The organism is Rhizobium sp. L51/94 (genome assembly GCF_019355555.1).
Lineage (GTDB): Bacteria > Pseudomonadota > Alphaproteobacteria > Rhizobiales > Rhizobiaceae > Rhizobium > Rhizobium rhododendri.
Genome location: NZ_CP072141.1, coordinates 1,326,627 through 1,347,221, shown reverse-complemented (window position 1 = coordinate 1,347,221; position 20,595 = coordinate 1,326,627). Strand labels below are relative to the sequence as shown.

Genomic DNA, 20,595 nt, shown 5'->3' with positions numbered 1-20,595 from the left:
AACATGTGCCCCTATCGAATCCCGCGCTCGGCACGGCGGCGGTTGGCTTCGTCGCGCTCCCGCTCTTGCCGTTCCCGTTCCTTCCGGGCCGCCTCGCGCATCATCGCCTTCCGGTCCTCCGGCGTTGCTGATCGCGCGACAGGCAGATGAGCGGTCGGAGCCGCTTGCGCCGATGCTTGATCCGTCGTCGCAGCGTCGATCCATGCAATCAGAGCAGTCCGCAGGGTCTCGGACTTCGGCGGATGCGTCTGTCCACTCCGGCGCGCGGCAGTGCGTGCCGTCGCATCCCTCTCGACCAGTTTCCAGAAATCGAAACTCTCCAATGCGCCGACAAATCCGCTTCGCTGCAGGGCCTCCGGCCGTTCGGCCAGGGCCATCAGCAGCGGCTGCAATGCCCAGCTTTCCCAGATCTCGCGGTTGTCGCGATAGCCGTCGGCGGTCGTCAGCGCCTTGAGGGCGGCGACCACGGCCGCGCGGGGCCGGCGTTCGATGACGTCAAGAAAACCCTTGATGCCATAGATCTCGCCTGGCCTTTTCGCATCGCTTGAACGGTTGAACGGCATCAACCGCGCCCCGCCTTCGGTCGCGATCGCCGCGGCATTGACCGCCCAGGGCTCATTGGCAGCCAGTGCAGCCTTGAGCACCTGGTGCGCGGTCACTTGCGTGACCGTGCCGTTTACGGCGGCAAATGCCGCAGCCTGTTCCGCCCTGGACATGTGGACGATCTGGCACGGCACTTGGCTGAAGCCGCAGATCGCCGCCGCATGGGTCCGATGCTGGCCGTCGATGATGGCATAGAAACCACCCTCGACCGGAGAGACGAAGACAGGGGAAAACATCGACCACCTGAAACCGGCGGCGATCTTGCGGATTGCCTTCCAGTTTCCTGGCTTCAGCTCACGCTGATAATGGTCGTCGATAACAAGCAGGTTGACATCGAGCCATTGGAGGATCGCGGCCGGCCCGGGCGCGATGTCCTTCGGGGCATCGATACGGCTGACGGAAATCTGTCGAAACGCGACTGTCATCAATGCGCACTCCTCATTCGGTGGAGAAATTCTTCGCCCGCCTCGGTCAGCTGGACGTGATGCCGGCCGACAGAGACGACGAAGCCGGCGCCAAGCGCGCGGCCGATCGCATCACGGTCGGCGTTGGTGGAAAGCCGATAGGTGCCACCGGCCAAAAAGACCCGGCGCAGGAAGGAAATGCCGCGGGGCCCGACGGGCTTGCCGTCGCCAGGGCGGGCAGCAACAGGTCCCGTTTGAGAGAGCGTGCCCATCAATTCGCCCTCGCCGGCTCTGCCGCACGGATAGCCGACAGGCCACTTTCGAGCGCGTCGATCGCCTGATCGTCGGACAGGCCAGCCGTAATGGCGACCAGTGCAGCCGCCGCCATGACCTCGCCGACGGCGACGGTCTTGTCATGAGGGTCGAGCTGCTCGCACACCCTCATGATCACATCGGCGTGGACGGAGGTTCCGGGCATCAGAGGGCCACCATGTGGGAATAGAGCTTTGCCAGCGCCCCCTGTGCCGCGACGATGCGCTCACAAACCGCCGTGCGCTCGGCTGCGTCGATGCGCGCATCGTCGATGGCATCGACCACCTCGCGCACCACGTCGTTGAGCACATAGTCGAGCCGCAGGATGGCCGCCGCCGTCAGGTCGCCAAAGCTTGGAACCACCGCAGCCTCGGTCAGCTTGCGCATCGCGGCCCCGAGAAAGGGATGTACGGTGCGCCGATCGAGGGCCACGGCGAGGTCAACGCGGATAAAGCTGTCTTTCCACTGCGGATCGGCGGAGGCGTACTTCGTCAATGTCGAAGACGCGACGCCCAGCGCTTCTGCTGCGCGGCGGACACCACCCATTGCCTCGTAGGAAGCAGCTGTCGCGGCTTTCAGGACGCCGCAATTGTCGTCGGAAAATAGACGCACGAAAACACCCCCAAAGTGGAGTCAAGGAAAACAATGAACCCGAAGGATTCCGTGAAAGGGGCCGCTTAACGCGTTAGCAAGCGGATCATCGAACTATGGAGGGCCGCATGGCCGGAACGCACACAAGCGGGTTGCAGGGGCAGGATTTGAACCTGCGATCTTCTGGGTATGAACCAGATGGGATGACCTCTTCCCCACCCTGCCAAAGAAAAACCCGCCGGCGCCCAAAGATGGTCCGCCGCGCCGGCGGGACGTTGACCGGGCTGCTGCTGGCGCAGCCCGGGCATATTTGCGAGGCACGCTCATTCGGCGGCCTCCGGAAGAAGCGCCGGACGGGCAATGTCCTCTGGCCAATCAGCGCTCTCCGGCCAATTGGAAGAAAACCAATGCACAACTTCATCGTATTTTTTCGCAGTGAACGTCTTGCCATCACGAATTCGCGAAAAAAACCGCCCATCCGCGGCGCAAAATCGACCAACAGTCGACTCGTTCAAACCACGCACGGCGCAGAACCGTTCGGCTAAAACAAAGAGATGAGATGCCAACTGAGTTTCCATAGCGCAGTTGGATAGTTGAAAATCTCCTACTTTACAAGCGCGATTTCCAACTCGTCCGCTTATTGGAAAAATCCTACAATGATTGTCATGATAGATTTTAAAGCGCTGGCCGAAATCCGGCTTAAGGAACTTGGCTTGGGCGCTGTTGAAGCAGCAACAAGCGTCGATGTCGAACGCACCTTCATACGAGACATAATTGTAGGCCGGAAGAAAACTGTCAGGGCCGACAAGCTGCCCATATTAGCTCGGGCACTGCGGCTTAACCCAGAAGCTCTTTTGAGAAATGAAATCATTCGCTTAGAGAGCCAGATCAATGACAGTTCGTCAGCATCTGACGTAAAACCATCCGTATCAAATGCGAGCTTTCCACCTCAGTTTCAACGATTTCCCGAGGGCTCAATACCTCTACTCGGACAGACAGCTGGTGGCGCCAACGGCCGGTTCATCCTAAACGGCGCGGAGGTGGGACGGGTGTTTATCCCGCCTTCTCTAGAAGGTGTGGAAAACGCCTATGCGGTTCGTGTTTACGGCACCTCCATGGAGCCCAGGTACTTCGCAGGCGAAACTGTCTGGCTTAACCCAAACGAGCCGGTTCGGAAAAATGACGACGTGGTCGTTCAAGTAATAACCGACGAAGAAAATGGCCGAGAAAGCTATATTAAGCGATTTGTCTCGCAATCTTCAAAATTAACACGCCTCTATCAATACAATCCTGAGGATGGGGAGGAAGCGGAACTCACGTTTCCTACAGATCAAGTTTTTTCCATCCATAAGATTGTTTTCCACGCAAACACCTAATGCGGCGGTATACTCACCCACGTCGGGCGGATCGTTAAGTTCCTCATCATAGGCGGAACGTTAGGACATTCGCTGCATCTTACCTTGTGGCAAAGCTGCATGTAATTATGCACGCCCATCTCGGCAGTTCTTCGCAGGTTTTTCAACTTAAGAACGCGCGAGTTCCCGCAATCATCACATGCCACGTAGAGGCTAGAAAGCTCGACGACTAACCGGGTCGAGTCGGGGTGATTAGCAGTCACTTTTAACATCCGCTCATCCTGCTTGTTCTTATTCCGTTCACGTTTAGAAAGAGCAAATTTCCCTGCAGGAGTCGAGTCCTAAGTGATTCGTTTTTAGTCTCTGAACCTCAACTCCCCGATAACGCTATCAGATTTCATTCCCCCGGCATTCTCACCGACCGCAACCCCAGTTGGCTAGCGCCCAAAAATAGGACATTTTCAACTTCCCACTTGCGTCGTTGAAAACTTCCTACTATACGAAGGATGTCCGGTCGATCCCCTCCCTTCCCGGATGTCGCGGCGGCTGCCTCTCCCCATGGGCCCCGACCGCCGCGACCAACGGGAGCCAGAGGAGACAGACGATGAAGGACCAATCCACAACCCACAACGACAAACGCGATCAGGACGCCATGCTCAAGTTGTTCCAGGAGCGCGGCGCCATGACTGACAAACAGCTTCTGGCCGCAGGCATTTCGCTGGAAAGCCAGATGCGCAACGCGCCAAAGGTCGCGGAGATGATTCGTTTCATGGATGCGCCGGTCGCGGCCTGACATCCGGTTTCGGTCTCCGCTTGTGGTGCCACCCCTTGCCGCAAGCGGCCTCCGAAACGGATGGAGCAAACCGCCAATGTCACTTCGCTTTAAGCAAGCCCCGGACGCGCGAACCGTTTTCGCCGTACAAGAATTCTCCGGTCGTGCACGTCGCTTCCTCGCTGCCATGTGCCATGCTCGCCTTCTTGGCGCGGGCCAGCGCCAGCAGCATGTCGTAGTCGTCGCTGCCTTTCGTGACATCGATGCCGGCCAGCTCGCCGTAAAAACTGAGGCGTTCAAGGTCCGGTTCCAGTTGTTCGCAAAGCTGGGCAATCGCCAGCGCTCCGGCAATCGCCTGTTCCATTTTCGCCTTGCCGGCGGCCAGCGCCGGCGTCGCCATCATACAAGCGGCCAATGTCGCAACCCAGATTTTCATCGCATCACCCGATCTCATCTCTGCACAGCATTTTGCCGAGTTCTGCATCGCTGACAAGTGCCTGTTACCGGCCGACGCACCGTGCGCGGCATCCAAAATCACGAAAGGAAGCATCATGAAGTCCACCCTGTCAAAGCGTTGCGCCGATATGGATCGTGCGATCGGCGAAAAACTGCGCGACTTTCGCAAAATGGCTGGCATTAGCCAGCAGATTATGGGCGCCGATATCGGTGTCACGTTCCAGCAGATCCAGAAGTACGAAAAAGGAACCAACCGCGTCTCAGTCTCTGCGCTGGTGCTGATCTGCCAGCGGCTGGGTATCACGCCAATGGATGTGATAGGCCCCTACTTCGGCAAGACCGACGAGGCCGAAGGTCCGGTCGGCAAGGCGCTCGCCGCCGGCCGCCAAGCAACCGCACAGCTCAACGCCATCCGCAAGATCCTCGCATCGAGCGCCTTGTCACCCGAGCAAGCGATGCTGGCAGGCCTCACCGCCTTCGTCATCCCGCCGGAATCAATCGACGACGCAACCGTGACTAGGCTGGCGGGCCTCACCGGACTCTCGGGCGAAATTCGCTTCCTCGACGAACAGCTGGTGACGCAATGAGCGCCGCCGCTGTCTATCAAGACGTGCCGCGCCGCCCGATGTCCCCTATCATCCGCGCCGTGGCCTGGCTGCAGCGTCTGCCGCCGGGCCGCCTGCGTGCCGCCGAGCTTGGGTTGCTTGCTCTCATCGCCTACGGCCTCGGCATGGCCGTGGCCTTTGGGATCTGACGTCATGGTGATCCTGTTCCATTACGTCTTCCCCTGGCTTTCCGTCATTCTTGCAGTGACGGTCATCTTGCAGTTGCGCGCCATCGACCGTTGCCAGCAGCAGGTCCGTGACCGGTTCGTCGAGGCAATGAATTTTGCCCTCGAATTGCCGATCTATCAGGGCCGGCAGTTCATGCGCGCCTACCTCGCCGACAATGCCACCGAGCTGCGAACTTTCTTTCCAACATGGGAGGAACGCTGATGTCTAACGTTATCAGTCTGCAGGCACGCAAGGCATCAGCCACCTCCGAACTCGCATCGCCGGGCCGATCGCACCGAGACATCGAGGTCGAGACGGCAATCGTCTATCTTCGTCGCGCCGCAGACTATATCGAGACCGCCGCCGACCAAGGGCTGACCTTTTGCGGCGCCATCCCCGACGTCAAGGCCGGGCTATTCCACGTGCTCACACTCGCCGGCTGCCGCGAGGTCGATCGACCGTTACGCGACATGTTGCGGGAGGTGTAGGCGATGTCACATACCCCGCCGTTCGCCCCGAACGAAACCCTCGAATTTACGCGCCCTGGCATGCCATCGGTAGAGACCATCCGCCGGCATTTCGAGCGGCTCGGCGTCGCCCTACCGATCTTCACCCACGGTACCGAGGCCGGCGAAGTCATCGACAGCACCGGCCGCGATGTCTTCGTTGTCGACCTCAACCGCACCCGTTCAGATGAAAACGCGCGAGACATCGCGACCTTAATCGCCATGGCGGTGAATGCCTTTGCCGGCGTATCGGAGGTCGCCTCGAATGGCTGACAAGACCCATATCGAATGGACCGACGCCACATGGAACCCGATTACCGGCTGCAGCGTAGTCGGGCCGGGCTGCAAGCACTGCTACGCCATGAAGTTGGCCGGAACCCGGCTCAAGCACCATCCCAGCCGATCAGGCCTGACGATCGACACCAAGGCCGGGCCGGTCTGGACCGGCGAGGTGCGCTTCAATCCGCAATGGCTCGACCAGCCGCTGCGCTGGCGCAGCCCGCGGATGATCTTCGTCTGCGCCCATAGCGACCTGTTTCATCCCGACGTCCCGGACGAATGGATCGACAAGGTCTTTGCCGTCATGGCGCTGGCGCCGCATCACATCTTCCAGATACTGACGAAACGGCCCGAGCGCATGCGCGCCTATATCCGGGATGATGCGACCTACGGTCGGATCTTGCGTGCCGCCGACAACCTGCGTGCAGTCGATCCTGCACTCGGCAACATTCCAATTTCGAACCCGCAGCATGCCGGCTTCTGGCCGCAGCTCTGGCTGGGCGTCTCGGTCGAAGACCAGCCGCACGCCGACGAGCGCATTCCCGTTCTCCTGGACACGCCAGCCGCCGTCCGCTGGATCAGTGCAGAGCCGCTGTTGGGCGCGCTCGATGTCAGGGCGTTCATTGCCAACGCATGGAAGTGTCGGGACCCCATTCGTGACTGGTCGACTTTTCGCTGGCCAGATTGGGTGCCGGAGTCTGCACGCAGACAAGTCGAGGACTTCTGGAAACCCGAATGGCATAGAGGCCCGAACACGTGGATGCGCGGTGCGATCGAGAATGGGCAGCCGCCCCTCGGGACCCGTGGCGCTTTCCGAACCCTTCGCCAGGGCGAACCCTTGGTGGAAGGTCGTTTCGTTCCGGCCTGGAACAACATCGGCCGCGTGGTCACCGACGACGGTAGCACGCATTGCGTATCGGCCGGCACCTACCAGAGCCGGCCAGCGCGCCTCGACTGGGTCGTGGTCGGCGGCGAGAGCGGCGATGGTGCCCGCCCCATGGATCCGGACTGGGCACGATCTCTGCGCGACCAATGCGCCGCCGCCGACGTTCCCCACCTATTCAAGCAATGGGGTAACTGGCGCCGATGGGACGATATCGCCAGCGGCTTCAAGAACTGCTCGCGCTTTGATCGTCTCGGCAACGTCACCCAGGCCCGGGCGCGACTGCACCCTCCCTATCGCAATGGCTTTGTCCAGCCGGAAGGCGACTTTCCATGGCGCGGCAATTTCCTACGCTTCGATAAGGCCGTCGCCGGCCGGCTCCTCGATGGCGTCGAGCACAACGGCTATCCGCCTCTTCCCCCATCTTTCTTGGAGTCCCGCCGATGAAGACGCCCAAAATTCCCGATATAGGCATCCTGCAGGACTATATCGCCGCTGGCCTCGATCTTCTTGAGATCGCCGATCGCTGCGGAGCCAAGCCCAAAACCCTGCGCCAGGTCTTGAGCAAGGCCAACCTTAAAGTGCGCAGCCGTACCGGTCGCCAGCCGCGTCACCAGCAGCCGCAGGTGACCATGAACCGGCTGCCTGTCAGGCTCTGCGCCAACCGGACGATCTTCACACGCCGCGTCATCTCTCCCGAGACCGGCGCCACCAGATTCGTCAAAATCCCGGTGCCGCGCATCTCGCTGCATGTCGACCAGCTGTGGGAGGATCGTCGATGCTGAATTACGAAACCTCGACCGGCATTGCTAAGGTACGCTGCGACGCCTGCCCCGTGATGCTTGACGGCGAGTTGAACAAAGACCGCCGCGCCGCCATGGAGCGCGCCGTCCACATGGCAAAGCTGCGCCACTGGAAGATCCAGCGGCAGGCCGGCACATGGCGGCACTTCCGCGCAAGTTGCCGGCCGACACGCGAGCAGGGGAAATTGCTATGAGCGCGGTCGACAGGCGCCATGACCTGTCCGACCTGCACGAAGTTGCAAGCATGGTGCTGGACTGCGCCGAGCCGGCCTTCAAGGTCTATCTGCACGAAATCCACGGCATGGCGCCGCCGCTGACCGACGACAATGCCGTCGCCTGGATCTTCCGCTGGCTCCGCATCCACAGCTTTACCGAGATCCGCACCAATGCGACCGCGCGCGAGGTTTGGGCCAAGCTGCGCAACGATTTCAAGGAATGGAGGACCCAATAGATGGTTGCGCCCGACCTCTTGCCTGACACGTTCGCCAGACCGCCGATCGCGATGCAGAGATCGGCCGTCATCTCCGACTGCGGTCTGTATCGCTACCTCTTCACGCGCATATGGGATGCGAGCAAGCCGGTACTGCCGGTCTGCATGCTCAATCCATCGAGGGCCGACCACGAGATCGATGACCCAACGGTGTTGACGCTCATCTTTTTTGCGACGCTCTGGGGCTATGGCGGCCTATCGGGCGTCAACTTCTTCGCATTCCGGGCCTCGAAGCCTGCGGAAATGATGGCTGCTGTCGACCCCTTTGGTCCAGAAAACGAGCGCTATATCCGCTTGGTACTTAACAATGCCCGTCACACAAACACGCCATTGCTGGCGGCCTGGGGCAACGGCGGCGTATATCGTGACCGCAACATAAAATTTTGTCGCCAGGCCGCGCACCACTTGGTGCGGCTCATCTGCCTTGGCACGACTCAGCACGGCCATCCAAAACATCCGATGGCCCGAGGCACGCATCGCATCCCTCGCGACCAGGCACCGATATCCTATGCTCCGGTCAATCTGGGAGCGCTACGCTGAATGGCAACGCCGCAGGAAAATCAGCAGCTCAAGGCATTGCGCCGCCGCCATGGTGAGGCATCGAAGGACTGGGCGCTCGGTCGCGCTGGCGACACACTCGAAGCTGTGATCGTGCAGAGGCATCCGCCAGTGGCGATCGCCGTCCTCGCGGACGATTGCGGCCCTGACGACCGCGATTTTCTGCTGCATGCCCACAACGATATTCAACTGCTTTTGCGTCTCCTAGACCGAGCGGTTGCCTTGATCCGCCAACAGCCCACCCCCAGCCCCGCCAAAAAGACTTCTGGCCGGAAAGCGGGCGCGTCGGCCGAAGGTCCGAACTTCGCCGCTGAATGCGCAATGCGCTGCGCCGAGCCCGACTTTCTGACTTTCCTGCGCGAAGAAAAATCCATCGACACCACAGACGCGGAACGCACCGCCACGGGCATCCGGCAAGTGCTGAATGTCCAGTCACGCGGCGACCTCAACATCGATCCCGCTGCAGCCAGCCGCTGGCACACGCTCAAAGGAGAATTCGACTTATGGAGCCGAACATGACGGAGATCTCGGAACATCAGATGCTTGCTCGGCAGTTCTGGCATGGCTTGCACCGTATCGCAGACGTATCGACCCTCGACGACGTCCCAATTGACAAGCAGGTCGAGACGCTACAGCTGATCGCCATCGAGGCAATGTCGAGAGCGCCCACGCGCGTAGCGAAGGCGGCCTTGCCGTGCCCCGTCTGCAGTGCCGACGAAGCAAGCACTTACATGGGAGCGCCTGGTCCAGGAGCGGTTAAGTGTTTTGCCGTGGGATGCGGAGTTGAAATCAAAGGCTTCGGTACGGATGAAGACGCTATCGAAGCGTGGAACCGACTTTCTGTCTCAACGCACGAGACGAGACCAGTGGGCGTCATCGGTGCTTTCGAAAGGGATCATCCCAACCTTTACTGGCACCTCGCCAAGGGCAAGATAAGCGCCGGAGAACCTCTCTACGGCGCGATCATCACCACGCTAGCCGGCACAGAGATAGGCCAAGGCGAAAGTGACATCAGCGCCGCTGCGGCCTTCAGTACAGCCGTTCAGAGCGCGGGCCTCGCCCTATTCGCCACCACGGAGAACCAACTATGAGCGACACAATCAAACTGTGGTTCTTCCGCGATCTGCACGACGATCAGCGCCTTAAACTGTTTGGCCTTTTTGGTCTGCCTGTCGATGAAATCGGCAACCACCATGGTCGGCAATTGATTGCATTGCGCCACATCGGGCAGAAACTTGTCGAGATGGTTCAGAAAGAGTCCACCCCCACGCCCTCAACAAATGCGGTCGGCCACAAAACCCCAGAATATGCCACCGCCGAGGCCGCATTCGCCGAGTATTTCGTTCGCAATTATCCCGGTCCCGACACGATCATCTTTGATCCGAATTGGCATGCACCGAAGCTCTTCTATGCGGCATTTCGAGCCTTAGCCTGGGCGTCCGCTGGGGAGAAGACCCATGATTAATGCTGGAAACTTTTGCCACATTGAAACCGTCGCCGATGGCGTCAAGGTTCTGTTCTTCGTCGAGTATGACGGCGACAACGCCATTATTCATCAGCTCACCACGCTCGAAATCGGAACTTTCGATCTGAAACTGACCATGCCTTTAGAAAGGGTCGAAGACCTCTGGCCCGCTGATATCAAATTTGCCGACGCTGCCGCGAATGTGATTAGGACCGCGAAGGAGATGGGTTTCGACGTGCGGCCGGGATCGACGCCCGCACCAAATAAGTTTGACTTCCAAAGCCGCGTAGCGATCGCGCATGGCCCACTGTTCGACGGCGATCCGACCGACGTTCCGGAGCGCCGAGACCGAAACTTTGAGGAAAGCTGCGAGACCGCCCAGGCGTTCGACATGACGCTCGATGAGGCCCTCGCTCTCGTCAGATACACTTGGAGCCGCCCTCCAGGCGATCGGATAAAGGAACTTGGATCGCAGATCCTAACCGCCGTCTCGCTCGCCGAGGTGGCCGGTATCGGCGCGATGGAAGCGGCGGAAGCCGATCTCGACAAATTGCAGCAGCCCGAGACGATCGCCCGCATCCGCGCCAAACGCGCCACCCGGCATGGACGCGGCCCGCTGCCTGGTCTCGATCCTTCAGCCCAGGTGACGATCATCGGGTTCGATCTTGGAACGGAGCAAAGCCAATGAAAAAGTACGCTGACATCCGCGTCGAGTTTACGATCTGCTTTGATGACGATGAAGACATGGATCTTCTCACTCAGGCGATCGAATGGGCTTCCGACATGATCGACGTGCCGATCGGAGAGGCCGACATCGAGGTTGTCGGTCCGGTTCGCGATACCGACATGCCGGAGCAAAAGTGATGGCTAAGAAATCAATCACGATCAAACTCGGCCGCAACGGCTCCATGACGATGAAATCTACCGGCGGCGTCGACCTGCGAAAGATCGTTCCACACCTCTTCGAGACGCCTGCGACTGAAGCTGAAAAGCCGACGCCCGAGACGACGGTGAGGGGTAATCATGATTGATATCCAAGGGCTCGCCGAACGCGTCGAAGCGGGAGAGATTAAGGCTCTTAGCATTAAGCAGCCGTACCCGCATCATATTTTCCACGATGGCAAGGATGTCGAAAACCGCGACTGGCCCACGAAGGGCCGTGGATGGTTCATCGTTCACGCCGGTGTCTCAAAATCTGAGCTCGACAAAGACGACGATCGCCAGATGGCAATGCCGCGCGGGGGCGTGGTCGGAATGGCCCGCATCATCGATTGCGTCACCGCGATGGAAAGCAACTGGTTCTATGGCCGGTATGGCTTCGTACTGCGAGACGCTTTCCCTCTGCCGCTGATCCCTTGCCGTGGACAGCTCTCGTTCTTCAGCCTCGAAACTAATGTCAATGAGCAGGTGGCCGCTGCCATCCGCGAACACGCGAGGATCGCAGCATGAGTATCACCCTTTGGAAGCCAGAGCCTGATGTGATCATTCACCAGGCGCTCGGCAAAGCATGTGAAGAGGCTTCCGAGCTGGCGAATATCCTTGCTCGGTGCCTAATCCAAGGGCTCGATCAATGCGAGCCTGTCAGCGGCAAACCAAACCGTAAAGCCCTTTCCGAGGAGATCGCGGATCTTGATGCGGCGGTCCAGTGGCTGCGCGAACTCATCGGCGAAGATTATGACGAGGAGCGAGCCGACAGGAAGCTGAATGGGTTCCGCCGCTGGCAGCGCATGCTTGAAAACGACTTGGCTGCATCCCAATCGCCTGCACCGACGTTGTCACCATGAATCGTAGAGACGTCATCCGCGAAAAGATCATGGCTCGGATATCCGTCGACCCACTCAACGGTTGCTGGGTCTGGACCGGCCCGACCTCGGGCAACAGCGGTCGCGGTCGTGGCTATCCGAGAATGAACTTGAGCGGCCAGACGGTCGCCGTTCACCTGGTCATGTGGACCAACGAACACGGGTTCATTCCCAGAAAGAAACAGCTCGACCACAAGTGCCGCAACCGGCTCTGCGTCAATCCAGATCCGGAGCATACCGAGCTGGTCACCCATAAAGAAAACATGCGCCGGCGCGACAAGGCACGATCCAAAATCGGCCACAACGGCCGACCGCCACTGGAATGCGAGGAGGTAGCAGTATCATGAAAAAACGTCCCGGCGTTCGCCAGAGCGATATCCGAGCTACTCTTGCGGCCCTGAAGCACGGCGGCCTTACCCCTTGCTCGCTCGACGCGCTGCCAGACGGCACCTTCCGCTGGCACTTTACTCCAGTCGCACAAAATGAACAAAGTGACCTTGATCGAGAGTTGGCGGAGTTCGAAGCGAAGCATGGTCATGGTTGAGTTGAAGGGTATCCACACGGTAAAGGCCAAGGGTAGGACGTACTATTATGCTTGGCGAGGAGGCCCTGCCCTTGCCGGTACACCCGGAACGCTTGAGTTCATGGCTTCCTACAACGAGGCTGTTGCTGAGCGCCGGTCACCTGATACCGGAAAATTCAAGTCGATCATCGTCGATTACAAGGCGACCGAATTCCTGAAGCTATCCCCGTCGACGCGACGCGTATGGGCGCCCTGGCTTGATCGCATCACGACATACTTCGGCCATCTGAGCATCGTCCAGTTCAATCGTTCAGAGAAAATCAGGCCAGTAATCCGGCGTTGGCGCGGTCAGTATAGCGACAAACCAAGAGCGGCGGATACCGGAATGCAGGTACTGTCGCGCCTGCTGTCTCACGGCGTCGATCCCATGGGGAAGGTCGCATCCAATCCGTGCGAGGGCATCAAGCATCTCTACTCAGCCAACCGGGCGGATATCATCTGGACGGATGAGGATATCCTGCAGCTAAAGACTAAATGCTCGGCCGAGGTCGGATACGCTGTCGATCTGGCCGCCCATACAGGCCTTCGCGTCGGCGATCTTGTCCGCTTGTCTTGGTCGCATATCCGTGAGGACGTCATCATTCTTTCAACCGGGAAAAGCGGCGGGAGAAGGGAAGCTGTTATCCCGCGCTACGATGCCCTCAACGAGGTACTGGCAGGCATCCCGAAAAACTCGCCCGTCATTCTGACCAGCAGCGCTAAGACGCCTTGGACGAAGGATGGTCTCGCCAGCTCCTTCTATACGGCTAAAGTCAAATCCAAAATCCATGAGCGCGATTTGCATTTCCACGATCTGCGAGGCACGGCGGCTACAAAATTCTACAACGCAGGCCTCTCCATCCGCGTCATTGCGGAGATTATGGCTTGGGAAGAAGATCAGGTGGACAAGATTATTCGGCGTTATGTCAGCCGAGGTACCGCTACCAGGGATGCGATTCGGCAGCTCAATGAGGCCAGATCGAGAACAGAAACTGTAAAACAGCCTGTAAAACCGTCTGAAAACGGCGCATAAAAATGATGGCTAAGTGATTGAAAACGTTGATGGAGCGGGTGAAGGGAATCGAACCCTCGTATTCAGCTTGGGAAGCTGCTGCTCTACCATTGAGCTACACCCGCACGGCGCGAAGCCTTCCAACAGTTCGGCCGGGCTGTCAAGATGGAATGGCCGGTCGGGATGGCTGGTTACAAGCGGAAATGCTTGGAGAGTTTCAGGCCCTGCGCCTGATAGTTGGAGCCGGCGCCGGTGCCGTAGAGGCTGGCCGGGAGCTCCAGCATGTGCTCGTAGATGAGGCGGCCGACGACCTGGCCATCCTCGAGGATGAACGGGACTTCGTGGCTGCGCACTTCGAGCACCGCGCGGCTGCCACGTCCCCCGGCTGGCGCATGACCGAAGCCGGGATCGAAGAAGCCGGCATAGTGGACGCGGAATTCACCGACCAGCGGATCGTAAGGGGTCATTTCGGCGGCGTAGTCCGGCGGCACGTGCACCGCCTCGCGCGAGACCAGGATGTAGAATTCGTCGGGATCGAGGATAAGCTCGGTCCGACCGCGGCTGTAGAGCGGCTCCCAGAAATCGAAAATGTCGTGCTGGGCCTTCTTGTCGACATCGACCACCGCCGTGTGATGCTTGCCGCGATAGCCGATCAGCCCATTGCCGTCGCCGACGAGGTCGATCGACAGTGCGATGCCGCCGCCGGTCACGTTTGGCTTCTTGCTGGCGACGAGAGTTTCGGTCTCGTGCAGCGTCAGCAATTCCGGCTCAGACAGCATGGCATGGCCGATCCGGAAACGGATCTGCGACAGGCGCGAACCACGGCGCACGACGATCGGGAAGGTGCGTGGCGAGATTTCCAGGTAGAGCGGCCCGGAATAGCCGGCCGGGATCTTGTCGAACTCCTGCGCATAATCGGTGATGACGCGGGTGAAGATGTCGAGGCGGCCGGTCGAGCTTTTCGGGTTGGCCGAGGCGGACATGTCCGATGGCAGGTCGAGACGCTCCATCAGCGGCACGATATAGACGCAGCCGGTCTCGAGCACGGCGCTTTCGTTGAGGTCGATGACATGCAGGCTGAGCCGGTCCAGTTTATCGGAGACGAGATTGTTCGGACCCGGCATGAAGCTCGCACGGACGCGAAACGCTTTCGCCCCCAACCTCAGGTCAAGGCTCGCCGGCTGGATCTGATCGAAATCGAGCTCCCTTTCGGTCGTCAGCCGACCGGCGTCGAAAAGAGCGGCAATGGCGCGATCCGCCAAAATTCCAGTGTCGCGAGCCATGTGCTCAATCCTTGTTTTGTCGCGGACAAAACCATATACGGGCCTTGTTTTGCCCCAGACAAAACCAAATACGGGGAATTGACGCAAGCGGCCAACGGCAGTATTGCAGTCTTATCCCGTGGTGATTTGGCCGGTCGGCTTGCAGCCACGTTAAATAAATGGCTAAAAAGACCGGGTTGAAAACCGGTCTGCTTTTGCGACCGGTTTTTTTGTATCACGAAGGTGGTGATGGCATGACCAAGACTTGGCGCCCCGCAACACAACTTGTCCATGGCGGCACGTTGCGCTCGCAATTCGGCGAGACATCCGAAGCAATCTATCTGACACAGGGTTTTGTCTACGACAGCTCGGAGGCGGCGGAAGCCCGCTTCAAGGGCGAGACGGAAGGCTTCATCTACGCGCGCTATGGCAGCCCGACCAACGACATGTTCGAAAAGCGCATGTGCATGCTGGAAGGCGCCGAGGAAGCGCGCTCGACGGCATCAGGCATGGCGGCGGTCAGCGCGGCGATTCTCTGCCAGGTGAAGGCAGGCGACCATATCGTTGCTGCCCGCGCCCTGTTCGGCTCGTGCCGCTGGGTCGTCGAGACATTGGCGCCGCGCTACGGTATCGAATGCACGCTGGTCGACGGCCGCGATCTGGCCAACTGGGAACAGGCCATACGCCCGAACACCAAGGTGATGTTCCTGGAGAGCCCCACCAATCCGACGCTCGAGGTGGTAGACATTGCCGGCGTCGCGAAACTCGCCAACCAGATCGGCGCCAAGCTTGTCGTAGACAATGTGTTTGCTACACCGTTGTTCCAGAAGCCGCTCGAACTCGGCGCCCACATCGTCGTCTATTCGGCCACCAAGCATATCGATGGACAAGGTCGTTCGCTCGGTGGCGTCGTTCTGTCGGACAAGGACTGGGTCGACGAGCACCTGCAGGACTATTACCGGCACACCGGCCCCGCTATGTCGCCGTTTACCGCCTGGACGCTGCTGAAGGGTATCGAGACCCTGCCGGTGCGCGTCAAACAGCAGACTGAAAATGCCAGCCGCATTGCCGACTTCCTTGCCGACAGCGGCAAGGTGGCCAAGGTGATCTATCCCGGCCGCAAAGACCATCCGCAGGCCGATATCATCGCCAAGCAGATGACCGGCGGCTCTACGCTGGTCTGCATGGAACTCAAGGGCGGCAAGGAAGCGGCGTTCGCGCTGCAGAATGCGCTGGAAATCGTCAAGATCTCCAACAATCTCGGCGACGCCAAGAGCCTGATCACCCATCCAGCCACCACCACCCACAAGAACCTGACCGACGAGGATCGCGCCGAGCTCGGAATTTCCCCCGGCACTGTACGGTTTTCGGCCGGCATCGAGGACACGGACGATCTCATCGAGGATTTCGCCCAGGCGCTGGAGAAGGTCTCGGCCTGATCGGATACCAAACAGGCTGCCCGGCCTTGCCGGGCGGCGACACGCCGGGTCCGTGTTAACCCCGCACATTATCCTTAATATTCAAAAGGCCGCGTCAGCCATCGCATTTGGCCTTAATTAGGCTTCCCTTCCTTGACGAAGGTTGAAGGCTAGAGGATATCGTAACCAAATTCATTGAAGGTGGCTGGGATGTACCGCGCCCTTACACGAGATATCGAAGTCATCGTCGAGCCGTTCTATCTGGAGGAGCAATCCGATCCGGAAGACAGCCGCTATGTCTGGGGCTATCGGATCGTCATCTCAAACCACTCGACATCGGCAGTCCGGCTGGTTACGCGCTACTGGCATATCACCGACCAGAACGGCCAGGTCGACGAAGTCACCGGTCCCGGCGTCGTCGGCGAACAGCCGCAGTTGAACCCCGGGGATACCTATGAATATTCGTCCGGCTGCCCGCTGGATACGCCTTCGGGCATGATGTTCGGCCATTACTCCATGGAAAACGACCGAGGCGAAACGTTCGAGGTCGAAATCCCGGCTTTCTCGCTGGATTCGCCCGGCCTGATGCGGACGCTGAACTGACGCCGCCCGAAAACGGCGCCTGTTCTATCAGCTTTTGACCAGTATCTCCGCTGCCTCGTAGCGGTAGGTTGTCGAGCAGAATTCGCAAGTGACGGAAATCAGCCCGTCTTCCTCGCTCTCCGCCATCTCCTCCGCAGAAAATCCCTGCAGTACGCCCTTGATCTTGTCGCGTGAACAGCTGCAACGGTCGAAGACCGGTTGCGGGGCGTAGACGCGGGCACCGCGCTCGTGGAACAGCCGATAGAGCAGGCGCTCGGTCCCGACCAATGGATCGGTCAGTTCATCGGCATCGACCGTTTCCAGCAGCGAGCGGGCCTCGGCCCAGGCGTCGTCGTCCGTGTGGTCGATGGCGTTCTCGTCGCCGTCGCCGCCGTGGAGATCCGGCAGGCGCATGCGCTCCGGCGCGTCCGGCAGAAACTGTGCAATGACGCCGCCTGCCCGCCAGCGATGGCGCGGCTTGCCGGCCTCGTCGCGGTCGAACAACTCGGCGGCACCGAGACGAACCCGGGTCGGGATCTGCTCCGACTGGCGGAAATAGACGCCGGCTATATCTTCCAGCGACGATCCGTCGAGCGGCACGATGCCCTGGTAGGGCTGCGAATATTGGCCCTGGTCGATGGTAAAGGCGAGGATGCCCTTGCCGAGCAGTTGCTCGGGCTCGGTTTGTCCGGCCTTGATGGCGGAGGCCAGTGCTTCCTCATCGAAACGGGCATAGGCGCGGACGTTTTCCGGTGTCGAGAAATCAGCCACCAGCAGGTCGACCGGTCCGTCGCCCTTGGTCTGGACAGTGAACTTGCCTTCGAACTTCAGCGACGTGCCGAGCAACACGGTGAGTACGATGGTTTCGGCCAGCAGCCTTGCCACCGGTGCCGGATAATGGTGGCGCTCGAGGATTGTGTCGAGCATCGGGCCGAGCTGGACGGCACGGCCGCGCACATCGAGGCTCGCGACCTGGAAGGGCACAACATGATCGTCGCCGGCATAACCGAACTCTCCCAGCGCTGCTGCACTGTCTGGCATGGGTCTACTCCTTGCTGCCGGCGGATGGCCGCCCAGGCAGCCACCGTTTACAACGGCGGCTTGGTTGATCTCAGATCGCGCCCAGGCACCATGCAAGAATAGACTTCTGCGCATGGAGGCGATTTTCCGCCTCGTCGAATACAACGGATTGCGGGCCGTCGATCACCTCGTCAGTCACCTCTTCGCCGCGATGGGCGGGCAGGCAATGCATGAACAAAGCGTCTTTTCCTGCCTCTGCCATCAGAGCCGCATTGACCTGGTAGGGCTGGAAGACATTGTGACCACGGGCCCGATGCTCCTGATTCATGGAAACCCAGGTATCGGTCACCACGCAATCGGCGCCGGCGACCGCACGGTCGGCATCATGGCTGAGCATGATCTCGGCGCCCTGATTGCGGGCCCAGTTCAAATAGTGATCCTTCGGCTCGGAGCCAAGGGGGACCGCCATATTCATGCGATAGCCGAAACGCGCCGATCCCTCGATCAGCGAATGCAGCACATTGTTGCCATCGCCGGACCAGGCGACCGTCTTGCCCTTGATCGGACCACGGTGCTCCTCGAAGGTCATGATATCAGCCATCACCTGGCAAGGATGCGTGTCGTCGGTGAGCGCGTTGATGACCGGCACCGTTGCGTGCTCCGCCATTTCCAGCATGCGCGAGTGCTGGGTGGTACGGATCATGATCGCATCGACGTAACGTGACAGGACCTTGGCGGTATCGCCGATGGTCTCGGCGCGACCGAGCTGCATCTCGGTACCGGAGAGGAACAGCGTTTCGCCGCCGAGCTGGCGCATGCCGACATCGAATGAGACGCGGGTGCGGGTCGAGGGCTTTTCAAAGATCATCGCCAGCATCTTGCCTTCCAGCGGCCGGCCGGCAGTACCAGCCTTTGTCGCCTTCTTGCGGAGGATTGCGTCATCGAGGATCTTGCGCAGGTCGCCTGACGCAACAGTCGAGAGATCGAGGAAGTGTTTCGGGGAGGCCATGTCTAGCTGTGCTCCAAAAATGAAAACGCCCGTGGCGGGCACGAAGCCCGGAACCCACGGACGTAGAATTCAAGCCGATTTGCGGGATTTCTGGGCGCGCAATGCTTCTGCGGCACGCTCGATGCGGGCGAGACCTTCGCGGGCGTCTTCGGCAGTAGCGATGAGAGGCGGCAGCAGGCGAATGACGTTGTCGCCGGCGGGAACGCCCAGCAGGTGTTCGGCACGTATGGCATGCAGCAGTTCGCCAGCCGGGATCGCCGCCTTGATACCGAGCAGCAGCCCCTGGCCGCGCACCTCTTCGATGATGTCGGGATAACGGTCCTTGAGCGATGCCAGCCCCTGGCGGAAGACCAGGGATACGTCGTTGACATGCTGGAGAAAGCCTTCGGCAAGAATGACGTCCAGCACCGCGCCGCCGACGGCCATGGCCAGCGGATTGCCGCCATAGGTCGAGCCGTGGGTGCCGGCCTTCATACCGGAGGCAGCTTCTGCAGTGGCGAGGCACGCACCGAGCGGAAAGCCGCCACCGATGCCCTTGGCCACGGCCATTATGTCAGGCGTGATGCCAGACCATTCGTGGGAGAAGAATTTGCCGGAGCGACCGACGCCGGACTGGACCTCGTCGAGGATCAGCAGCAGGCCGTGCTCGTCGCAGAGTTCGCGAAGCGAACGCATGAACTCCTTGGCAACCGGGCGAACGCCGCCCTCGCCTTGCACCGGCTCGATGAGGATCGCTGCGGTCGCATCCGAGATCGCCGCCTTGACGGCCTCGAGGTCGCCGAACGGAACCTGATCGAAGCCGGGGGCCTTCGGGCCGAAGCCTTCGAGGTATTTTTCCTGGCCGCCGGCAGCGATCGTCGCCAACGTCCGGCCGTGGAAGGCGCCTTCGAAGGTGATGATGTGGAATTTTTCCAGATGGCCCTTCGAATACTGGTAGCGGCGGGCCGTCTTGATGGCGCATTCGAGCGCCTCGGCACCGGAATTGGTGAAAAACACCTTGTCGGCGAAGGTCGCATCGGTCAGCCGCCTGGCAAGCATTTCCTGGCCCGGGACCTCATAGAGGTTCGACAGGTGCCAGACTTTTTCAGCCTGCGTCTTCAGCGCTTCGACAAGGTGCGGATGTCCATGACCGAGCGACGACACGGCGACGCCGGCGCCGAAATCCAGATAGCGCTCGCCCGTTTCCGTGATCAGCCATACGCCCTCGCCTCGCTCGAACCGCAGGGGCGCGCGCATATAGGTGTCGTAGAGTGGCGCGGCTTCGGCCATGGCGCAATTCCTTCGATCGATCAGGACGTGACGGCTGTTGTCCTGCAACGCCGCCGTCGGCAATGAAAAATGCCGCCTTGCGGCGGCTTGGGCACTATTGTCGTTCCGCGGAACCATGTCAACAAACAGTGGATTAGTCAACGAATAGTTGATTTTAACCTTGCGGCAAAAGCCATATCGTGAGGGTCTGGAGACGGGCATTAAGGCTATTGCAGAAATACCACAGTAGGCAGCAAGTTGGGGAAAACTTGGAAATCGATTCTCCGCGATTCCCGCGACTCTTGTCACGGAGTCAGCCTCACACTAGGTTAAATCTTGATTACTAGACTGCAATGCGGCGGACCTAGTCACCACAATTTAAGAGCGTTTTGTGCCTCGATAGCATTCGAGGCAATGGCGAAGGATTCCG

At 59.9% G+C, this 20,595-nt stretch carries 35 protein-coding genes, 2 tRNA genes and 1 riboswitch; of the genes, 25 read left to right on the top strand and 12 right to left on the bottom strand.

The window, feature by feature from the left end; genetic code table 11:
- Positions 1-11 precede the first annotated feature (11 nt).
- From J5274_RS06540 to J5274_RS06515, 6 genes are all read right to left on the bottom strand, one after another.
- Positions 12-1,028 carry a DUF6551 family protein gene (locus J5274_RS06540; RefSeq protein ID WP_219274836.1) on the bottom strand — a complete coding sequence of 339 codons (1,017 nt, stop codon included), beginning with the start codon at positions 1,026-1,028 and terminating at the stop codon, positions 12-14.
- Positions 1,028-1,279: a hypothetical protein gene (locus J5274_RS06535; RefSeq protein ID WP_219274835.1), complete on the bottom strand. Its 252-nt coding sequence runs from the start codon at positions 1,277-1,279 to the stop codon at positions 1,028-1,030. Before J5274_RS06535 ends, J5274_RS06540 begins: the two co-directional genes overlap by 1 nt.
- On the bottom strand, positions 1,279-1,485 hold the full coding sequence (locus tag J5274_RS06530) for a hypothetical protein (RefSeq protein ID WP_219274834.1): 207 nt from the start codon (positions 1,483-1,485) through the stop codon (positions 1,279-1,281). The genes J5274_RS06535 and J5274_RS06530 overlap by 1 nt, the downstream gene beginning before the upstream one ends.
- Positions 1,485-1,931: a hypothetical protein gene (locus J5274_RS06525; RefSeq protein WP_219274833.1), complete on the bottom strand. Its 447-nt coding sequence runs from the start codon at positions 1,929-1,931 to the stop codon at positions 1,485-1,487. Before J5274_RS06525 ends, J5274_RS06530 begins: the two co-directional genes overlap by 1 nt.
- Positions 1,932-2,062: 131 nt before the next feature.
- A tRNA-Met gene (locus J5274_RS06520) sits at positions 2,063-2,136 on the bottom strand.
- 97 nt (positions 2,137-2,233) lie between these two features.
- Positions 2,234-2,476, bottom strand: a complete 243-nt coding sequence (locus J5274_RS06515) for a hypothetical protein (RefSeq protein ID WP_257625659.1) — start codon at positions 2,474-2,476, stop codon at positions 2,234-2,236.
- A 27-nt stretch (positions 2,477-2,503) separates the two neighbouring features.
- On the opposite strand from J5274_RS06515, the gene J5274_RS06510 reads away from it, so the two are divergent.
- Both J5274_RS06510 and J5274_RS06505 read left to right on the top strand, forming a co-directional pair.
- Positions 2,504-3,286 (top strand): S24 family peptidase, encoded by a 783-nt coding sequence (locus tag J5274_RS06510; protein WP_257625658.1) that lies wholly within the window; start codon positions 2,504-2,506, stop codon positions 3,284-3,286.
- Between the two features lie 583 nt (positions 3,287-3,869).
- Positions 3,870-4,058, top strand: coding sequence for a hypothetical protein (locus J5274_RS06505; protein WP_219274831.1), 189 nt, complete (start codon positions 3,870-3,872; stop codon positions 4,056-4,058).
- A gap of 79 nt (positions 4,059-4,137) precedes the next feature.
- On the opposite strand, the gene J5274_RS06500 is transcribed toward J5274_RS06505, so the two are convergent.
- Positions 4,138-4,590: a hypothetical protein gene (locus J5274_RS06500; RefSeq protein ID WP_219274830.1), complete on the bottom strand. Its 453-nt coding sequence runs from the start codon at positions 4,588-4,590 to the stop codon at positions 4,138-4,140.
- Between J5274_RS06500 and J5274_RS06495 the strand changes: the two genes are divergently transcribed.
- Genes J5274_RS06495 through J5274_RS06400 form a run of 21 tightly spaced genes read left to right on the top strand, consistent with a single transcriptional unit; the run spans position 4,589 to position 13,647 of the window.
- Positions 4,589-5,080: a helix-turn-helix domain-containing protein gene (locus tag J5274_RS06495; protein ID WP_219274829.1), complete on the top strand. Its 492-nt coding sequence runs from the start codon at positions 4,589-4,591 to the stop codon at positions 5,078-5,080. The genes J5274_RS06500 and J5274_RS06495 overlap by 2 nt on opposite strands.
- Before the next feature lie 38 nt (positions 5,081-5,118).
- Positions 5,119-5,247 carry a hypothetical protein gene (locus tag J5274_RS28740; protein ID WP_257625657.1) on the top strand — a complete coding sequence of 43 codons (129 nt, stop codon included), beginning with the start codon at positions 5,119-5,121 and terminating at the stop codon, positions 5,245-5,247.
- A gap of 4 nt (positions 5,248-5,251) precedes the next feature.
- Positions 5,252-5,488: a hypothetical protein gene (locus tag J5274_RS06490; protein ID WP_219274828.1), complete on the top strand. Its 237-nt coding sequence runs from the start codon at positions 5,252-5,254 to the stop codon at positions 5,486-5,488.
- The gene (locus tag J5274_RS06485) at positions 5,488-5,754 is read left to right on the top strand and encodes a hypothetical protein (protein WP_219274827.1); all 267 of its coding nucleotides are present in this window, start codon (positions 5,488-5,490) and stop codon (positions 5,752-5,754) included. The genes J5274_RS06490 and J5274_RS06485 overlap by 1 nt, the downstream gene beginning before the upstream one ends.
- A 3-nt stretch (positions 5,755-5,757) precedes the next feature.
- On the top strand, positions 5,758-6,045 hold the full coding sequence (locus J5274_RS06480; protein ID WP_219274826.1) for a hypothetical protein: 288 nt from the start codon (positions 5,758-5,760) through the stop codon (positions 6,043-6,045).
- Positions 6,038-7,381 (top strand): DUF5131 family protein, encoded by a 1,344-nt coding sequence (locus J5274_RS06475; protein WP_219274825.1) that lies wholly within the window; start codon positions 6,038-6,040, stop codon positions 7,379-7,381. The genes J5274_RS06480 and J5274_RS06475 overlap by 8 nt, the downstream gene beginning before the upstream one ends.
- Positions 7,378-7,719, top strand: a complete 342-nt coding sequence (locus tag J5274_RS06470; RefSeq protein ID WP_219274824.1) for a hypothetical protein — start codon at positions 7,378-7,380, stop codon at positions 7,717-7,719. Before J5274_RS06475 ends, J5274_RS06470 begins: the two co-directional genes overlap by 4 nt.
- Entirely contained in the window at positions 7,713-7,931 is a 219-nt protein-coding gene (locus J5274_RS06465; protein WP_219274823.1) for a hypothetical protein, read from the top strand. Before J5274_RS06470 ends, J5274_RS06465 begins: the two co-directional genes overlap by 7 nt.
- Complete coding sequence (locus J5274_RS06460; protein ID WP_219274822.1) at positions 7,928-8,188, top strand: hypothetical protein; 261 nt, start codon at positions 7,928-7,930, stop codon at positions 8,186-8,188. Before J5274_RS06465 ends, J5274_RS06460 begins: the two co-directional genes overlap by 4 nt.
- Positions 8,189-8,767: a DUF1643 domain-containing protein gene (locus tag J5274_RS06455; protein ID WP_219274821.1), complete on the top strand. Its 579-nt coding sequence runs from the start codon at positions 8,189-8,191 to the stop codon at positions 8,765-8,767. It begins immediately after the preceding gene.
- On the top strand, positions 8,768-9,304 hold the full coding sequence (locus J5274_RS06450) for a hypothetical protein (protein ID WP_219274820.1): 537 nt from the start codon (positions 8,768-8,770) through the stop codon (positions 9,302-9,304).
- Positions 9,301-9,876 carry a hypothetical protein gene (locus tag J5274_RS06445; protein WP_219274819.1) on the top strand — a complete coding sequence of 192 codons (576 nt, stop codon included), beginning with the start codon at positions 9,301-9,303 and terminating at the stop codon, positions 9,874-9,876. Before J5274_RS06450 ends, J5274_RS06445 begins: the two co-directional genes overlap by 4 nt.
- Entirely contained in the window at positions 9,873-10,250 is a 378-nt protein-coding gene (locus tag J5274_RS06440) for a hypothetical protein (protein ID WP_219274959.1), read from the top strand. Before J5274_RS06445 ends, J5274_RS06440 begins: the two co-directional genes overlap by 4 nt.
- Positions 10,243-10,938 carry a hypothetical protein gene (locus tag J5274_RS06435; RefSeq protein ID WP_219274818.1) on the top strand — a complete coding sequence of 232 codons (696 nt, stop codon included), beginning with the start codon at positions 10,243-10,245 and terminating at the stop codon, positions 10,936-10,938. Before J5274_RS06440 ends, J5274_RS06435 begins: the two co-directional genes overlap by 8 nt.
- Positions 10,935-11,114, top strand: a complete 180-nt coding sequence (locus J5274_RS06430; protein ID WP_219274817.1) for a hypothetical protein — start codon at positions 10,935-10,937, stop codon at positions 11,112-11,114. The genes J5274_RS06435 and J5274_RS06430 overlap by 4 nt, the downstream gene beginning before the upstream one ends.
- Complete coding sequence (locus tag J5274_RS06425; protein WP_219274816.1) at positions 11,114-11,281, top strand: hypothetical protein; 168 nt, start codon at positions 11,114-11,116, stop codon at positions 11,279-11,281. The genes J5274_RS06430 and J5274_RS06425 overlap by 1 nt, the downstream gene beginning before the upstream one ends.
- Positions 11,274-11,699, top strand: coding sequence for a hypothetical protein (locus J5274_RS06420; protein ID WP_219274815.1), 426 nt, complete (start codon positions 11,274-11,276; stop codon positions 11,697-11,699). The genes J5274_RS06425 and J5274_RS06420 overlap by 8 nt, the downstream gene beginning before the upstream one ends.
- Positions 11,696-12,034: a hypothetical protein gene (locus J5274_RS06415; protein WP_219274814.1), complete on the top strand. Its 339-nt coding sequence runs from the start codon at positions 11,696-11,698 to the stop codon at positions 12,032-12,034. The genes J5274_RS06420 and J5274_RS06415 overlap by 4 nt, the downstream gene beginning before the upstream one ends.
- Entirely contained in the window at positions 12,031-12,399 is a 369-nt protein-coding gene (locus tag J5274_RS06410; protein ID WP_219274813.1) for an HNH endonuclease signature motif containing protein, read from the top strand. Before J5274_RS06415 ends, J5274_RS06410 begins: the two co-directional genes overlap by 4 nt.
- On the top strand, positions 12,396-12,596 hold the full coding sequence (locus J5274_RS06405) for a hypothetical protein (protein WP_219274812.1): 201 nt from the start codon (positions 12,396-12,398) through the stop codon (positions 12,594-12,596). Before J5274_RS06410 ends, J5274_RS06405 begins: the two co-directional genes overlap by 4 nt.
- A complete protein-coding gene (locus tag J5274_RS06400) occupies positions 12,583-13,647 on the top strand; it encodes a tyrosine-type recombinase/integrase (RefSeq protein WP_219274811.1) in 1,065 nt (354 codons plus the stop codon). Before J5274_RS06405 ends, J5274_RS06400 begins: the two co-directional genes overlap by 14 nt.
- Positions 13,648-13,677: 30 nt before the next feature.
- Here J5274_RS06400 and J5274_RS06395 read toward each other — a convergent pair.
- Positions 13,678-13,751: transfer RNA gene (locus J5274_RS06395), tRNA-Gly, on the bottom strand.
- Positions 13,752-13,817: 66 nt separating this feature from the next.
- A complete protein-coding gene (locus J5274_RS06390; RefSeq protein ID WP_142823943.1) occupies positions 13,818-14,909 on the bottom strand; it encodes a 2'-deoxycytidine 5'-triphosphate deaminase in 1,092 nt (363 codons plus the stop codon).
- Positions 14,910-15,017: 108 nt separating this feature from the next.
- Positions 15,018-15,096, top strand: a riboswitch (SAM riboswitch).
- Positions 15,097-15,142: 46 nt separating this feature from the next.
- Here J5274_RS06390 and J5274_RS06385 point away from each other — a divergent pair.
- Both J5274_RS06385 and apaG read left to right on the top strand, forming a co-directional pair.
- Positions 15,143-16,327: an O-succinylhomoserine sulfhydrylase gene (locus J5274_RS06385; protein WP_142829123.1), complete on the top strand. Its 1,185-nt coding sequence runs from the start codon at positions 15,143-15,145 to the stop codon at positions 16,325-16,327.
- A gap of 189 nt (positions 16,328-16,516) precedes the next feature.
- Positions 16,517-16,909 carry a Co2+/Mg2+ efflux protein ApaG gene (gene apaG / locus J5274_RS06380; protein WP_142823941.1) on the top strand — a complete coding sequence of 131 codons (393 nt, stop codon included), beginning with the start codon at positions 16,517-16,519 and terminating at the stop codon, positions 16,907-16,909.
- A 27-nt stretch (positions 16,910-16,936) separates the two neighbouring features.
- Here the strand turns inward: apaG and J5274_RS06375 are convergent, their stop codons facing one another.
- The 3 genes from J5274_RS06375 to J5274_RS06365 form a co-directional block, all read right to left on the bottom strand.
- Positions 16,937-17,929, bottom strand: a complete 993-nt coding sequence (locus tag J5274_RS06375) for an Hsp33 family molecular chaperone (RefSeq protein WP_142823940.1) — start codon at positions 17,927-17,929, stop codon at positions 16,937-16,939.
- Positions 17,930-17,999: 70 nt separating this feature from the next.
- Positions 18,000-18,917, bottom strand: a complete 918-nt coding sequence (gene argF / locus J5274_RS06370; protein ID WP_111216608.1) for an ornithine carbamoyltransferase — start codon at positions 18,915-18,917, stop codon at positions 18,000-18,002.
- Between the two features lie 69 nt (positions 18,918-18,986).
- Positions 18,987-20,186, bottom strand: a complete 1,200-nt coding sequence (locus J5274_RS06365) for an aspartate aminotransferase family protein (RefSeq protein ID WP_142823939.1) — start codon at positions 20,184-20,186, stop codon at positions 18,987-18,989.
- Positions 20,187-20,595 lie beyond the last annotated feature (409 nt).